The 13626-nt window shown below is 71.1% G+C and carries 11 protein-coding genes; 10 read left to right on the top strand and 1 reads right to left on the bottom strand.

Going from position 1 to position 13626, the window contains the following annotated elements; genetic code table 11:
* The first annotated feature begins 288 nt into the window (after positions 1 to 288).
* Positions 289 to 804 carry a SigE family RNA polymerase sigma factor gene (locus CP983_RS20675; protein WP_107904830.1) on the top strand — a complete coding sequence of 172 codons (516 nt, stop codon included), beginning with the start codon at positions 289 to 291 and terminating at the stop codon, positions 802 to 804.
* Complete coding sequence (locus tag CP983_RS20670) at positions 794 to 1522, top strand: hypothetical protein (protein ID WP_150501034.1); 729 nt, start codon at positions 794 to 796, stop codon at positions 1520 to 1522. Before CP983_RS20675 ends, CP983_RS20670 begins: the two co-directional genes overlap by 11 nt.
* Here the strand turns inward: CP983_RS20670 and CP983_RS20665 are convergent.
* The gene (locus CP983_RS20665; protein ID WP_150501032.1) at positions 1519 to 2718 is read right to left on the bottom strand and encodes a cysteine desulfurase-like protein; all 1200 of its coding nucleotides are present in this window, start codon (positions 2716 to 2718) and stop codon (positions 1519 to 1521) included. The genes CP983_RS20670 and CP983_RS20665 overlap by 4 nt on opposite strands.
* 107 nt (positions 2719 to 2825) lie before the next feature.
* On the opposite strand from CP983_RS20665, the gene CP983_RS20660 reads away from it, so the two are divergent.
* The 8 genes from CP983_RS20660 to CP983_RS20625 all read left to right on the top strand — a co-directional run bounded on the left by CP983_RS20660 (position 2826) and on the right by CP983_RS20625 (position 13596).
* Positions 2826 to 3755 carry a LysR family transcriptional regulator gene (locus CP983_RS20660; protein WP_150501030.1) on the top strand — a complete coding sequence of 310 codons (930 nt, stop codon included), beginning with the start codon at positions 2826 to 2828 and terminating at the stop codon, positions 3753 to 3755.
* Between the two features lie 393 nt (positions 3756 to 4148).
* The gene (locus CP983_RS20655) at positions 4149 to 5249 is read left to right on the top strand and encodes a ParB/RepB/Spo0J family partition protein (protein WP_167537738.1); all 1101 of its coding nucleotides are present in this window, start codon (positions 4149 to 4151) and stop codon (positions 5247 to 5249) included.
* Between the two features lie 130 nt (positions 5250 to 5379).
* Positions 5380 to 7872 carry an aminopeptidase N gene (gene pepN / locus CP983_RS20650; RefSeq protein ID WP_150501027.1) on the top strand — a complete coding sequence of 831 codons (2493 nt, stop codon included), beginning with the start codon at positions 5380 to 5382 and terminating at the stop codon, positions 7870 to 7872.
* Between the two features lie 4 nt (positions 7873 to 7876).
* Positions 7877 to 8902 carry an NAD(P)/FAD-dependent oxidoreductase gene (locus CP983_RS20645; protein ID WP_205614693.1) on the top strand — a complete coding sequence of 342 codons (1026 nt, stop codon included), beginning with the start codon at positions 7877 to 7879 and terminating at the stop codon, positions 8900 to 8902.
* Between the two features lie 329 nt (positions 8903 to 9231).
* The gene (locus tag CP983_RS20640) at positions 9232 to 10149 is read left to right on the top strand and encodes a 3-oxoacyl-ACP synthase III family protein (protein WP_208852840.1); all 918 of its coding nucleotides are present in this window, start codon (positions 9232 to 9234) and stop codon (positions 10147 to 10149) included.
* Positions 10150 to 10177: 28 nt separating this feature from the next.
* Entirely contained in the window at positions 10178 to 12052 is a 1875-nt protein-coding gene (locus tag CP983_RS20635) for an HAD-IIIC family phosphatase (protein ID WP_150501023.1), read from the top strand.
* On the top strand, positions 12045 to 12281 hold the full coding sequence (locus CP983_RS20630; protein ID WP_030949748.1) for an acyl carrier protein: 237 nt from the start codon (positions 12045 to 12047) through the stop codon (positions 12279 to 12281). Before CP983_RS20635 ends, CP983_RS20630 begins: the two co-directional genes overlap by 8 nt.
* A gap of 19 nt (positions 12282 to 12300) precedes the next feature.
* A complete protein-coding gene (locus tag CP983_RS20625; RefSeq protein ID WP_150501021.1) occupies positions 12301 to 13596 on the top strand; it encodes a lysine N(6)-hydroxylase/L-ornithine N(5)-oxygenase family protein in 1296 nt (431 codons plus the stop codon).
* Positions 13597 to 13626 lie beyond the last annotated feature (30 nt).

Below are 13626 nucleotides of genomic sequence, written 5' to 3'. Positions count from 1 at the left end.
CTTCGGTCCGGGAACACGGTCATGGCCGCACGCACGGGCGTCCGGCCCGGTCGGCACGGGCAACCGCCCGTCCGTCCCGGTAGGTTGAACAGCCGTCGGGCCGGCAACGCCGCGGATGTGGCCAACACCGCCTGCGGAAGAGGGATCCGGAAACCCGTGTGCGCCGTCTTCCTGGTGGGGCTGTTGTCTCGCGTGGTGCGACCTGAGTGGATGGAGCGACCTACGGGACCTGTACGCACGGCGGAGGTGGCCGGGTTGCACGAAAAGACCGGCGAATCCGGTGGGGGCATGACCGACGACGAGTTCGACGCGTTCTACGCCGCCGCGTTCCCCCGGCTGACCGGCCAGCTGTACGCCTTCACCGGGGACCACGGCGAGGCGCAGGACGTCGTGCAGGAGGCGTTCGTCCGGGCCTGGGACCGGCGCCGGCAGTTCCTGGCGGACAGCGCTCCCGAGGCATGGATCCGCACGGTGGCCATGCGGCTGGCGGTGAGCCGCTGGCGGCGGGCGAGGCGCTGGCTGGAGCTGATGCGGCGCACCCCGCCGCCGGATCCCGCGCCGGGTCCGGGGCCCGAGTACACCGCGCTCGTCGCCGCGCTGCGTGAACTGCCCGAGGCCCAGCGGATGGCGATCGTCCTGCACCATTTGTGCGACCTGAGTGTCGAACAGGTAGCCTCCGAGACCGGTGCCCCCGTGGGGACGGTCAAGGCGAGACTGTCGCGGGGGCGAGCGGAACTGGCGAAGCGTCTTGCGGGGGACGAGGCCGACGGGCCGGTCCGGAAGGAGAGCGGCCGTGTCCGATGAACTCTCCGCCGCACTGCGCGAGTTGGCGGCCACACAGGCGACCGCGCCGGTCGTCGACGGCGCCGGGATCCGGGCCCGCGCGATGCGCCGCAGACGCCGTCGCCGTACGGCCGTCGGCCTCGGCGCGGGGACCGTGGCCCTGGCCGTCGTGGGCTTCGCCGTCGATCTGAACCTCGGCGGCGGGCCGGACGACACGCCCGCGAACCGCATGCCGCCCGCGGCGTCGCACTCCGGCTCCGTCCCGCCGTCCACGGCGACCCCGACCCCGACACCGACGCCCGCCGCCGGCACGCTCGACCTGCTCCGGTTCACCCTCACCGTCGACGGCCAGGACCTGCCGGTGGTGTCGAAGTACGCCGACCGGGCCGGGTTCTCCGGCCCGCTGACGGTCGTCGCCAGGCACGCCTCGCGCGACCTGCCCTTCGAGTCGCGCACCAAGGCCCCGGTCAAGGTGAACGTGCCCTACGTGGTCGAGCTTCGTGACTCCGAGGACCGGCCGTTCTACATCGGCGCCTTCACCAAGCCGCTGGCCCAGGGCGACTTCGTGCCCCGCAGCGACTGGATCGGTCTGGGGACCGAGGACGCCGAGTGGTTCTACGCCCGGACCCGGGTCGGCGACGCCCTCGCGGTGACGACCTTCGACTCGCCGGCCGGCACGCCCTCGGCCAGTGCCCCGGAGTTCGCCGGGGCGGCGGAGAGCCAGGTCCCGGGCGGTTAGAGGAAGGCGCCCAGACCGTCGAGGAAGCGGTCCACGTCGTCCTCGCTGTTGTAGGGGGCGAGGCCCACGCGCAGCGCGGGATTCTCCAGCTTCAGCGCGGTGAACGGCTCGTACGCGTAGAACGACCCCGCCGGTGCCACCACACCGCGGCCGGCGAGATGCACCTGGGCCTCGCGCGCGTCGCGGCCCTCCAGGGTCATCAGCAGGGTCGGGGTGCGGTCGGGCGCCTTCGAGTGCAGGGTGACCGCGTCGCCCAGGGCCGCCAGGCCCTCCTGGAGCCGCGCCCGCAGCGTCCGCTCGTGCTCGTGCAGGGCGTCCAGCGAGTGCGTCAGCCGCTCCCTGCGCCCGGTCCCCGCACCCGGGTCCAGCGCGGCGAGGAAGTCGATTGCGGCGGTCGTGCCCGCGAGGATCTCGTACGGCAGGGTGCCGAACTCGAACCGCTCCGGCACGGTGTCCGGCGAGGGCAGCAGCTTGTCCGGTCGCACGCCGGCGAGGAGTTCGGGCGCCGCGGCCAGCACCCCGCAGTGCGGTCCGAGGAACTTGTACGGCGAGCAGACGAAGAAGTCGGCGCCGAGCGCGGGCACGTCCACCAGGTGGTGCGCGGCGTAGTGGACGCCGTCCACATATACGAGCGCGCCGGCCTCGTGGGCGCGGTCGGCGATCAGGCGCACGGGCGGCTTGGTGCCCAGCACGTTGGAGGCCGCCGTGACCGCGACCAGCCGGGTCCTCGGCGTCAGCGCCCGCTCGTAGGAGTCGAGGTCCAGCTCGGTCGTCCCCGGGTCGATCTCGATCCAGCGGACGCTCACCCCGGCGCGTTCGGCGGCCTGCACCCAGGGGCGGACGTTGGCGTCGTGGTCCAGCCGGCTCAGCACGATCTCGTCGCCCGCCGTCCAGTCCTTGGCCAGGTGGCGGGCGAAGTCGTACGTCAGCTGGGTGGCGCTGCGCCCGTGGACGACGCCGTCCGGCGGCACGTTCAGCAGGTCGGCGCAGGCGGCGCGGAACCCGGCGACGGCGTGCTCGGCGTTGAGCTCGGACGGGCTGACGGTGCCCCGGTTGGACAGGGGCCCGGTGAGCGTCGTGGCGATGGCGTCGGCGACGGGCCGGGGGGTCTGCGTGCCGCCGGGACCGTCGAAGAAGGCGAGGCCGCTGTCCAGGGAGGGGAAGTGGGCCCGCAGGGCGGTGACGTCGATGGCCATGGTCTCGGCTTTCTGTCGGGCGGTGTTCCGGGCGTCGGGTGCCTTTACTCTGACGGCGGCAGCGCTGCACGTAAAGCGATGGATTTCGAAGAGAAAGTTCATGTCCCGTGAAGTCCCAGCCGGATCTGAAGCTCCTCGCGACCTTCCTGGCCGTGGTGCGCCGGGGTTCGATGGCGGACGCCGCGGCGGAACTGGGCTATGTGCCCTCGGCGGTGTCCCAGCACATTGCCGCGCTCGAACGCGACATGGGCGTCGAGCTGATCGTCCGCCGCCCCGGAAGCCGGCTGATCCTGACCGCGGCCGGCCGCTCCCTGGCGCGGGCGGCCGAGACGCTCTTCGACGCGACCGCCCGCTTCCAGGACGCCGCCCACGGCATCGCGAGCCGTGAGATCGCCGAACTGCGCGTCGGGATCTACCCGAGCGCGATGACGTATCTGCTGCCGCCGATCCTGGCCACGCTCAGGGACCGCCGGCCGGGGCCCCGGATCCGGCTCGTCGTCGTGGAGACCGACGAGGGCGTGCCGCGGGTCAGGTCGGGGGACATCGATCTGCTCGTCGCCTACCGCTATCTGCCGGAGGACCCGCCGGCCCCGTCCACCGCGCTGACCGTCACCGCCCTGGGCCGCGAACCGCTGCTCCTGGTCGCCGGTGCCGAGCCCGGCCGGCGGCGTCCGGTCCAGCTCGCCGAGTGCCTGGAGGGGGAGTGGGTCTCGGGCCATGTCCACAACCCCGACCGGCGGTTGCTGCTGCGCTGGGCGGGAGAGCTCGGGATCGCGCCCCGGGTGACGCTGGAGACCGACGACCTGCACAGCATGCTCGCGATGATCAGGGCCGGTCTCGCGGTGGGCCTGATCCCCGCCACGCTGCTCGGCCGGGGTGAGGACGCCGGGGTCGAGAGGGTGGTCCTGCCGTCCGGCGTCGCTCCGCTGTACCGGGAGATCCTCGCCGTCGGCAGACCGGGCGGGCGTCCGCCGCTCGTCGACGAACTGGTCGAACTGCTGCGGGCGGCCGTGCGGGACCTGCGGTCGCGGCACTGACGGCGTCGCCACTCGCTAGTGCAAAGTTCATCCGGTGGGGCTCGCTCCACATTTCGGGATCGATTGTCAGGCCCGCCGAGAAAAACCACGCCCGGCCGGGGCTCGTGGGATCCGGACGGTACTGCTGCACCCGCGAACGCTTGCGTCGACTCAAGTGACGCCTATCACATGACGTTGCTCGCGTCGCCCCTCGAAGAAAACATTCCCGATCGTTCTGTCATGCAGCATCGCAGGTGACAGCACGCAGACCCTGGAGTAGCCTTCACGGCAGTCCGGCGGCATTCTTGTTGCTCTGCTTCACGGCAAAAGAGAAGTGGCACGGCGAGTGAGATCCGTATTCCAAGGAACAGCGCAGGTGGGAGCGTTGGCGATTTCTCGGGAGAGGATTCTGCAGTGGATTACACGGGGGAGGCTCTTGTTGATGAAGAGGGTCAAGCGGATGGTGATGAGATTCCCGGTCGGCAGCCCGAATCTCGGCACGGTTTATCGGTTGAATTGAGTCCGGTCGAATCCGTCCCGACGAAATCGATCCGACCCGGTGACTCTCCCCGCCTGGAAGGGGAGGATCATTCGCATGCCCAGACTCTTGCGGATGTCGAACACTCGCTGCCGCCGATAATTGTGCACCGTCCCTCGATGCGTGTGATCGATGGATCGCATCGCCTCATGGCAGCGTTGATGAAGGGACAGGAGACCATTGATGTCCGGTTCTTCGAGGGTCCCGAGGAGCTGATGTTCCTCATCGCGGTGCAGGAGAACGTCACGCACGGCCTGCCGCTTTCCCGGGCCGACCGCGAGGCGGCCGCGCGCCGGGTGCTGGCCGCGCAGCCCCACTGGTCCGACCGGGCCGTCGCCGCGGTGACCGGGCTCGCCGCGAGAACCGTGGCCGCGCTGCGCAGGACGATCATGGAGCGTTCAACTGCGAACCAGACGCAGTTGAACGTGCGTTTGGGTCGGGACGGCAGGTACCGGCCCGTCAACTACAGCCAGGGCCGGCTGCGCGCCAGCGAGGTGGTCGCGGCCTATCCGGAGATGCCGCTGCGTGAAGTGGCACGTCAGGCCGGGGTTTCGGTGGCCACCGCACGCGATGTCCGCCAGCGGATCCAGCGCGGTGCCGATCCGCTCCCGCCGAAGCTGCGTCTGGCCGGGCAGGATGCCGTGTCCGAGGACGAGGGCACACTCGAGCCACCCGCCGACCGAACGGTCGGTGAGCAGCAGTCCGCCGTCCGCCAGCGGCCGCCCGTCCTCGTGCCCGCCGACTGGCCGGTGCTGCGCGCCAAGCTGCTCCAGGACCCCCTGCTGCGGTACTCGGAATCGGGCCGGACCCTCTTCCGCTGGTACGACACGCACACGATCGGCACGCGGGACGTGGTGGCCGGCGTCGAGGGAGTGCCCCCGCACTGGGTCAATGAGATCGCGGCCGTGGCTCGATCCTGCGGGGAGATCTGGCTGAATATAGCGAGAGAGCTGGAAGGCCAACGGAAAGAGGCGTGATGCGCGCCCCCGGGGAATGCCGGTGGCCGGGACCCGAATAGGTTCCCGGCCATCGGCATTCTTATGCTCTCCTTGACGCTCGAACCGGGTCGTACGACGATTCTTTCGCCTCTCGCGAAAGGAAGGTCGTATGCCAAGTCTGACCCGCGAGGAAGCACGGGAACGTGGTTCTCTGCTTCTGGTCCGCGCCTATTGTGTCGACCTCGATCTGACTTCCGGATCGGACACTTTCCGCTCGACGACGAAAATCCGCTTCGACGCCCGGGAGCCCGGGTCGGAAACCTTCTTGGACATCGAGCCGAAGACGCTTCGGTCCATCACGCTCAATGGCAGGGAACTGGCTGCCGCAGAATTGTCGGACGGCAGGTTTCTACTGACCGGACTCGACGCCGAGAACGAACTCGTCGTGGTGGCCGACATGAGCTACTCGAATGAGTGCGAAGGGCTCCACCGCTATGTCGATCCGGCCGACGGCGAGACCTATGTGTATTCCTTCGTCTACGTCGACAACGCGCCCCGCGTCTTCGCCTGTTTCGACCAGCCCGACCTGAAGGCCCCGTACGAGTTCGAGCTGACGGTCCCCGAGACCTGGCAGGTGCTCGGCAACAGCGAGGCCGTCCGGACCGGCCCGGGCCGCTGGCGGCTCACCGAGTCACCGGCGCTCGCCACCTATCTCACCGCCCTCGTCGCCGGGCCGTACGCCTCCTTCCGGACCGAGCACAACGGCATACCGCTCGGGCTGCACTGCCGGGCCTCGCTCGCCGACTCGCTGAAGACCGACGTCGACGAGGTCTTCGAGATCACCGCCCAGTGCCTGGACGCGTACACCGCACTGTTCGGCGTGGGGCACCCCTTCGCCAAGCTCGACCAGGTCTTCGTGCCCGAGTTCAGCGTCCTGTCGCTGGACCACCCCGGCTGCGTGCTGCTGCGCGAGCAGTACCTGTTCAGCTCGGCCGCCGCCGACAGCGAGCGCGAGACCAGGGCCGTCGTCCTCGCCCACGGCATCTCCCTGCTGTGGCTCGCCGGACTGGTGACCAACGCCTGGTGGAACGACCTGTGGCTGGGCCAGTCCCTCGCCGACTACATGGCGCACCGCGTCACCAGCGAGGTCACCCGCTTTTCCGGACCGCCCACGACGTTCGCCGCACGCCGCAAGGGCCAGGCCTACCTGCCCGACCAGCGGCCCTCCACCCACCCGGTCAGCATCGAGGGCCCCGACGTGCGCACGGTGCAGCTGGAGCTGGACCGGATCTCGTACTTCAAGGGCCACTCGGCGCTGCGCCAGCTCGCCGCGCACATCGGCGACGACGCCCTGACCGCCGGGCTGCGGACCTACTTCGACCGGCACGCCTACTCCACCGCGACCTTCGCGGACTTCCTCGCCGCGATGGGCGAGGCGGCCGGCACCGACCTGACCGACTGGGCCGAGAAGTGGCTGCACACCCCCAACGTGAACACCCTCACCCCCGAACTCACCGTCGCCGACGGCCACATCACCGCCGCCGCCGTCCTCCAGGGCGCCCCCGACAGCCACCCGGTGCTGCGCCCGCACACCATGGACGTGGGCCTCTACTACGCCGACGACAGCACCACCGTCCGGGTCCGGATCGACGGCGCGCGCACCGAACTGCCCGAGCTCGTGGGCCGCCCGGCGCCGGTGTTCCTCCTCCTCAACGACGGCGACCTGACCTACGCCAAGATCGGCTTCGACCCCGTCTCGCGGGCCGCGCTGCCGGACACGCTGGCCGGGCTGTCCCCGCTGAACCGGGCGATGGTGTGGTGCGCGCTGCTGCTGGGCGTCCAGGACGGGACGTACCCGGCCGCCGCCCATCTGGCCCTGGTGAGCGGCATGGTCCGTCAGGAGACCGAGCTGTCGATCCTGGCCGAGGTCCTGGAACAGGCCCGGCACGACGTCGCCGACCGCTTCCTCGCCCCGCACGAGCGGCCCGCGGCGACGGCCCGGGTCGCCGCCGCCCTGCGCGAACGGCTCGCCCGCACCGACGCCGACGACGAGCGGCTGATCACCCTCTTCAGGGGACTGGTCGACTTCACCGCGGACACCATGGAGCTGTCCGGCTGGCTGGCCGGCGACGGACTGCCGCCGGGGCTGGAGCTCGACACCGACATGAGCTGGCGCATCCGCTACCGGCTCGCCGTGCTGGGCGGGATGGACACGGCCGACATCGCCGCGGCCCTGGACGCCGGACCGGGCGCCGTCGCCGAGCAGTTCGCGGCGAAGTGCCGGGCCGCGCTGCCCGAGGCGTCCGCCAAGGAGGCGGCGTGGCACGCGATCATGCGCGGCACGGACCTGTCCAACTACGAACTGTGGTCCCTGGCCGAGGGGTTCTGGCAGCCCGAGCAGAGCGCGCTGACCGAGCCGTACGTCGAACGGTTCTTCCGGGACATGCCCGCCGCCGCCCGGGGCCGCGGCGATCTGGTGCTGGACCTGCTGCTGCGCTTCCTCTACCCGCGCTACGCCGCCACCCCCCGCACGCTCGAATCGGCGCAGCGGATGCTCGCGCTCGACGGGCTCCCGGTGACGCTGCGCCGCCGGGCCGCGGACCACACCCACGATCTGCGGCGGGTGATCGCGGCACGGGCGGCTCGGGCGGATGAAGGGTGACGCCGTGAGGGTCGCGATCGTCGGCGGCGGGATCGCGGGCGCCCTGCTCGCCTGGCGGACGGTGCGGGCGCCGGGCGGCGCGGCGGTGGACCTGTTCACCGACGGCACCGGGGGGCGGGCGGACGCCTCCAGGGTCTCCGGCGGGCTGGTCAGGGGGTTCGAGCCCACCGTGGCGGCGACCGGCCCGGCCGCCGAGAGCCTCGCCGAGATCAGGGGCAGCGACGTCCTGCGCGAGTGGTCCGGGTACCGGGAGACCGGAGCGCTGTACGTCCTGCCGGCCGGCGCCGACGCGCGGGAGCCGGCCGAGGTCGTGGACGCCTATCTGCCGGGCTCGGCCGAAGTCGTCGGCCGGGACGGGGTGATCGGCGCGTTCCCCTTCCGCACCCTGCCCGCCGGCTCGGTCGCCGTGGTGGAGCGGCACGCCGGGCACATCTCCCCGCACCGGCTGCGCACGGCGGCGCTGCGGGCGGCGGCCGGGGCGGGCGTCACCGTCCACGAGGCGCCGGTCGGCGAGGTGACCCGGGACCCGGCGGTGCGCACCGCGGACGGCCGTACCCTGCGCTACGACCGGGTGGTCGTCGCCGCGGGCGCCTGGACGCCGAAGCTGCTGGCCCGCAGCCGGCTGCCGGTCGCGGGGCTGCGCACCAAGCACATCCAGTACAGCCTGTGCGAGACGCCGCTGGAGGGGCTCGGGCCGTTCGTCGACGAGAACTCCGGCCTGTACGGCAGGCCCCACGAGGACGGTGGCTTCCTGCTCGGGCTGCCCTCCGACCGGTGGGGAGTCGACCCGGACGCGACGGCACCGGACCAGGCGCTGGCGCGGCGGGTCGCCGAGAGCGCGCGGCGGGTGTTCGGTGTGCCGGTCGCCGTGGGACGCACCGTCGCCTCCTGCGACTGCTATCACGACCCCGCGGGGCTGGAACTGCGTTCTCTCGGGCCGGGTCTGCACACTTTCACCGGGGGCAGCGGAGGCGCGGCAAAGACCGTCGTCGCCGCCAGCAGGAAGGCCGCGGCGGCGCTGTTGGCCTGACTTCCGTACGCGATATCGAGGCAGTCCGCAATGAGTGCGGGCCGGGAGATCTCCCGGCCCGCACTCTTTTTTTCGGGTGTGTTCAACTTCCCTGATCTACGCGCGTTCAACTTAGGTTTTCCGTTCAACTCCGCCTGTCCCGACCGCTGTTGATTCGGCCATCCGGACCCGCGAAGATTTCACGCGGCCTCAGGAATCGCAGCGAGAGAGAGATATCAATGGCGCAGCTTCCGCATGACTTCGGAATTACTGGTTTCGGTTACTCCTTCGGAGCGGACCAGAATGTCGAAGAAGTAGCGGGAACGTATGTCCCCGACCCGGAACGCATTGTGCGGTGGGGTTACCACACCTTTCACCGGGCACCCGACGACATCACCACGACCGACCTCGCGGCACAGGCCGCGCGTGACGCCCTGTCCCGCACCTCGATGACCGTCGACGACATCGACCTGCTGGTGCTGGCCACCTCCGAGCACCCCGAGTACCCGCACTGGGACGGGTCGGCGGCGCTGGGCCGGGCCCTGAAGATGGAGAGCCGGCAGACCCTGCTGCTGAACGAGGGCTGTGCCTCGGGCGTCACCGGACTGGGCATCGTCGCCGGGGTCCTCGCCGTGCAGCCGGAGATCAGCACCGTGCTGTTCGTCGCGGTGAACAGGGTCAGCGAGTTCCACCGCAACCGCATGACGGTCAACAACGCGGTGCACAGCGACGGCGCCGTCGCCGCGGTCCTGCGCCGCGGTCACGAGCGCAACGCCTGGCTCGCCACCGAGCAGTTCACGATCCCGGACCTGTGCGACTGGTTCCGCACCGACTACGGCGGCGCGGTGGCACCCGTGCCCCCGGAGGGCTGGTCGAGCAGGACGGCGCCGGCCGGTCATGTGCGCGTGCAGGAGCACTTCCGCAAGGACCCCGCGCGGCTGCGCGAGTTCGGGCAGGCGGCGATCACCCGCACCCTCGACGTCATCGACGGGGCGTGCAAGCGGGCCGGCGTCGGCCGCGACGAGGTGCGGCACGTCATCTACATCAACGACCCGGACGGCATCGCCGACATCGCCGAGCCGCTCGGTCTGCCCCTGGAGCGCACCAACACCGAGATCGCCAGGGCCCACGGCCACATGGGCTCCGCCGACCAGCTCACCGCGCTCGGCGAGCTGATCGAGCAGGGCGTCGTCGCCCCCGGCGACCTGGTCGCGCTGACCGGGATCTCCATCGGGATGCGCTGGTACTGCTCCCTCGTCCGGGCCTGACCCGCGTCCCACAGGAAGGCATCGCACCGTGAGCGAGAGCGACAACCCGGCGGCGGCGCTGCGTGCGGCCGTACGGGAACGACGCATGCCCGGTCACCCCACCCGCAGGGCACTGCTGGAGAGCGGCGACCCGGCCCTGGCCCGGCAGGCCGGCCGGATCCTGAAGGACCTGGCCGTGGACGGGGAACGGCCCCGCGAGGTGGACGTGGCCGTCCTGGCCACCTGCACCGTCGGCCCGTTCGAGGCCCTGCTGCGCGCCCAGCTGGTCGGCGCCGGACTGCTGCCCGCCCTGCGCAGCGCGGACTACGGCACCTTCGGCATGTCGCTGGCGACCGGGTCGTTCACCCGCGACGGCGACCCCGGACTGGTCGCCGTGCTGCTGGACGCCGGGTACTTTCTGCCGGGCGACTCCGGCGCCGCCGAGCCCGACGTGCTGGCGAAGTACGTCGATGCCCGGCTGGAGGAACTGCGCGGACTGCTGGCCGGCGCCCTGAAGCACACGGCCGCCACCGTCGTCGTGCACACCGTCCCGCTGCCCGCCCAGGTCCGCAACGGGATCATCAGCGTGCGGGCCCGTGCCCAGGTGGCCCGCTCCTGGTACCGGTTGAACGCGGGCCTCCTCGCCCTCGCCGAGGAACACGACCAGGTGGTCGCGGTGGACCTCGTCGGCGAGCTGGCCGAGGCACCGGTCCAGGCGTGCGACGTACGGCTGCACCGCTACGGCGATCTGCCCTACAGCGACGACGCGTTGCTGCTGCTGGCCCGGCTCGTGCGCCGGGTCGCCCAGGCCCGCGCGGGGCTGTCCCGCAAGGTCCTCGCCCTCGACCTGGACAACACCCTGTGGGGCGGCGTCCTCGGCGAGGCCGGGCCCCAGGGCGTCCAGGTGGGCGGCCTGTACCCGGGCAACTGCTACACCGAACTCCAGCGCACGGTGGCGGGGCTGCGCGAGCAGGGCGTCGTGCTGGTCCTGGCCAGCAAGAACGACCGGGACCAGGTGGAGAAGGTCCTCACCGAGCACCCGGACGTGCTGCTGCGGCCCGAGGCGTTCTCCGCGCGGATGGTCGACTGGTCGGCGAAGGCGGGCAATCTGCGCCGGGCCGCCGAGGCGCTGTCCCTGTCGACCGAGTCGTTCGTCTTCATGGACGACTCCGACTTCGAGCGTGCCCAGGTCGGCGACGAACTGCCCGAGGTCGCCGTGGTCTCCGCGGCCGGTGACCCCGCCCACCTGGTGGACTCGCTGCTGCGGCACGGCTGGTTCGACGTCATGGCGCTCACCGACACCGACCGCAAGCGCCCCGAGCTGTACCGCAACCGTGCGCTGCGCGGCGACTTCTCCTCCGGGTTCGACTCCTCGGAGGACTTCCTGCGGGCGCTGGACCTCAAGGTCGAGGTGACACCGGCGACCGAGTACACGATCGGCCGGATCGCCCAGCTCGCCGCCCGCACCAACCAGTTCAACCTCACCGGGATCCGCTACGACGAGGCGGCCACCCGGCGGATGGGCGAGGACGCCGGCCATCTGGTGCTGTCGGTGTCGGTCGCCGACCGCTTCGGCGACGAGGGCATCGTCGGCGCCCTGTGGGTCGAGCGCACCGACGAGGTGTGGCGGGTCCTCAACCTCGTCCTGAGCTGCCGGGTGCTCAGCCGCGGCGTGGAGCGGGCGGCCGTCGGCCGGCTCGCCGAACTGGCCGCGCTGGCCGGTGCCCGGAGCGTCGAGGGGCACTACCGGCCCTCGGACCGCAACGGCGTCGCCGCGGACTTCTGGACCGGCGCCGGATTCACCCCGGCCGCCTCCCCGCAGGAGACGGAGACACAGGTCTTCACCCTCGACGCGGCCACCGCGAAGGAAATCGCACCGGAATGGATCGCACTGAACGAAAGGAATGGATCCCCGCATGAGTGAAACGGGCTCGATCGAGGAGTCGGTGAGGGAGATCATCGCCGACGTACTGGGCGCCGACCCCGCGGACATCCCCGCTGACCAGGCACTGGCCGCGCTCGGCTGGGACAGCATGAATTCGATGGAAGCCCTGGTGCGCCTGGAGAAGCAGTTCTCCGTCGATCTGGACCTGCGGTCCTTTCACGCCGCCTACACCGTGACCGACATGGTCGCGCTGGTCGAGAAATTCTAAGAATTCAGGGAGGGACCAATTGCGGCACCAGGAAGTCGAAGTCCTCGCCATCGGCGCAGGGCCGGCCAACCTCGCCCTCGGCATAGCGCTGGAGGAGCTCGCCCCCAAGGAGCTCGCGGCGGGCACACTGATCATCGAGCAGCACGACGACACCGTGTGGCAGCGCGGCATGCTGCTGCCGTGGACCCAGAGCCAGGTCTCGTTCCTCAAGGACCTGGTGACGCTGCGCAATCCGCGCAGTGAGTACTCCTTCGTCAACTACCTCCACTCGATCGGCAGGCTCGACGAGTTCATCAACCTCGGCACGTTCACGCCGTACCGCTCGGAGATCTCCGGGTACCTCCAGTGGGTGGCCTCCTCGCTGCGCGAGGTGCAGGTCGAGTACGGGCGGCGCTGTGTGTCGATCGAGCCCGGTCCGTCCCGGGGCGGCGAGGTCGACCACTGGCTGGCGCGCACCGCCGACGGCGCGGTGATCTCCAGCCGCAACCTGGTGATCGGCGCGGGCCGGGACGCGTTCGTACCCGCCGAGCTCACCGCGCTCCCCGAGCGCCGCGTCATCCACAGCACCCGGTACTCGCACCGGATCGATGCGCTCGACCCGGCCGAGGTGCGCCGGATCGTGGTGATCGGGGGCGCGCAGAGCGCCGCCGAGCTGCTGTGGGCCGCCTACCAGCGGTTCCCCGCGGCGCAGTGCACGATGCTGATGCGCTCGATCGGCCTGAACGCCTACCAGACCAGCAAGTTCACCAACGAGCTGTTCTACCCGTCGTTCATCGACGACTTCTACGCCACCCGCGCCGAGACCCGCCGCCAGGTGCTCCGCGAGATGCACGTCACCAACTACGCCGGGCTCGCCCCGAACATGCTGGAGACGCTCTACCGCGAGATGTACCAGGAGCGCCTCCAGGGCACCGAGCGGCTGCGGATGCTCACCCTGACCGACCTGGCGGGCGCCCGCATGGACGGCGACGAGGTCGTCCTCGACACCGTCGACCGCAAGTCCGGCGAGCGCACCGAACTGCGCTGCGACCTCGTACTGCTCGGCACCGGCTTCGTACGCGACATGCCCGCCATGGTGCGCGAGCTGGCCGTCACGACCGGCGCCGGCGAGGCCACCGTCGACCGCAACTACCGCATGCGGCTGCCCGGTTCGTACACCGCGAACTGCTACCTCCAGGGCGTCAACGAAGCCACCCACGGCATCGCCGACTCCCTGCTCAGCGTGCTCGCCAGTCGCTCCCAGGACATCGTCACCGACCTGCTGTCCCGCCGCGGCGCCGCCTCCGACGAGGCCCTGCTCGCCAAGGCCCTGTGACCGGGGCCCCGCCGAACCCGTCAGCGCACC

It is taken from the genome of Streptomyces chartreusis (assembly GCF_008704715.1).
In the GTDB taxonomy this organism is placed as follows: domain Bacteria; phylum Actinomycetota; class Actinomycetes; order Streptomycetales; family Streptomycetaceae; genus Streptomyces; species Streptomyces chartreusis.
Note: the sequence above shows the minus strand (reverse complement) of the source record. Positions and strands in the feature narration are given on the sequence as shown.

Coding starts and splice junctions, on each gene's coding strand:
- CP983_RS20675 (WP_107904830.1), top strand. CDS start 289: ATGACCGACGACGAGTTCGACGCGTTCTACGCCGCCGCGTTCCCCCGG.
- pepN (WP_150501027.1), top strand. CDS start 5,380: ATGCCAAGTCTGACCCGCGAGGAAGCACGGGAACGTGGTTCTCTGCTT.
- CP983_RS20665 (WP_150501032.1), bottom strand. CDS start 2,718: ATGGCCATCGACGTCACCGCCCTGCGGGCCCACTTCCCCTCCCTGGAC.
- CP983_RS20630 (WP_030949748.1), top strand. CDS start 12,045: ATGAGTGAAACGGGCTCGATCGAGGAGTCGGTGAGGGAGATCATCGCC.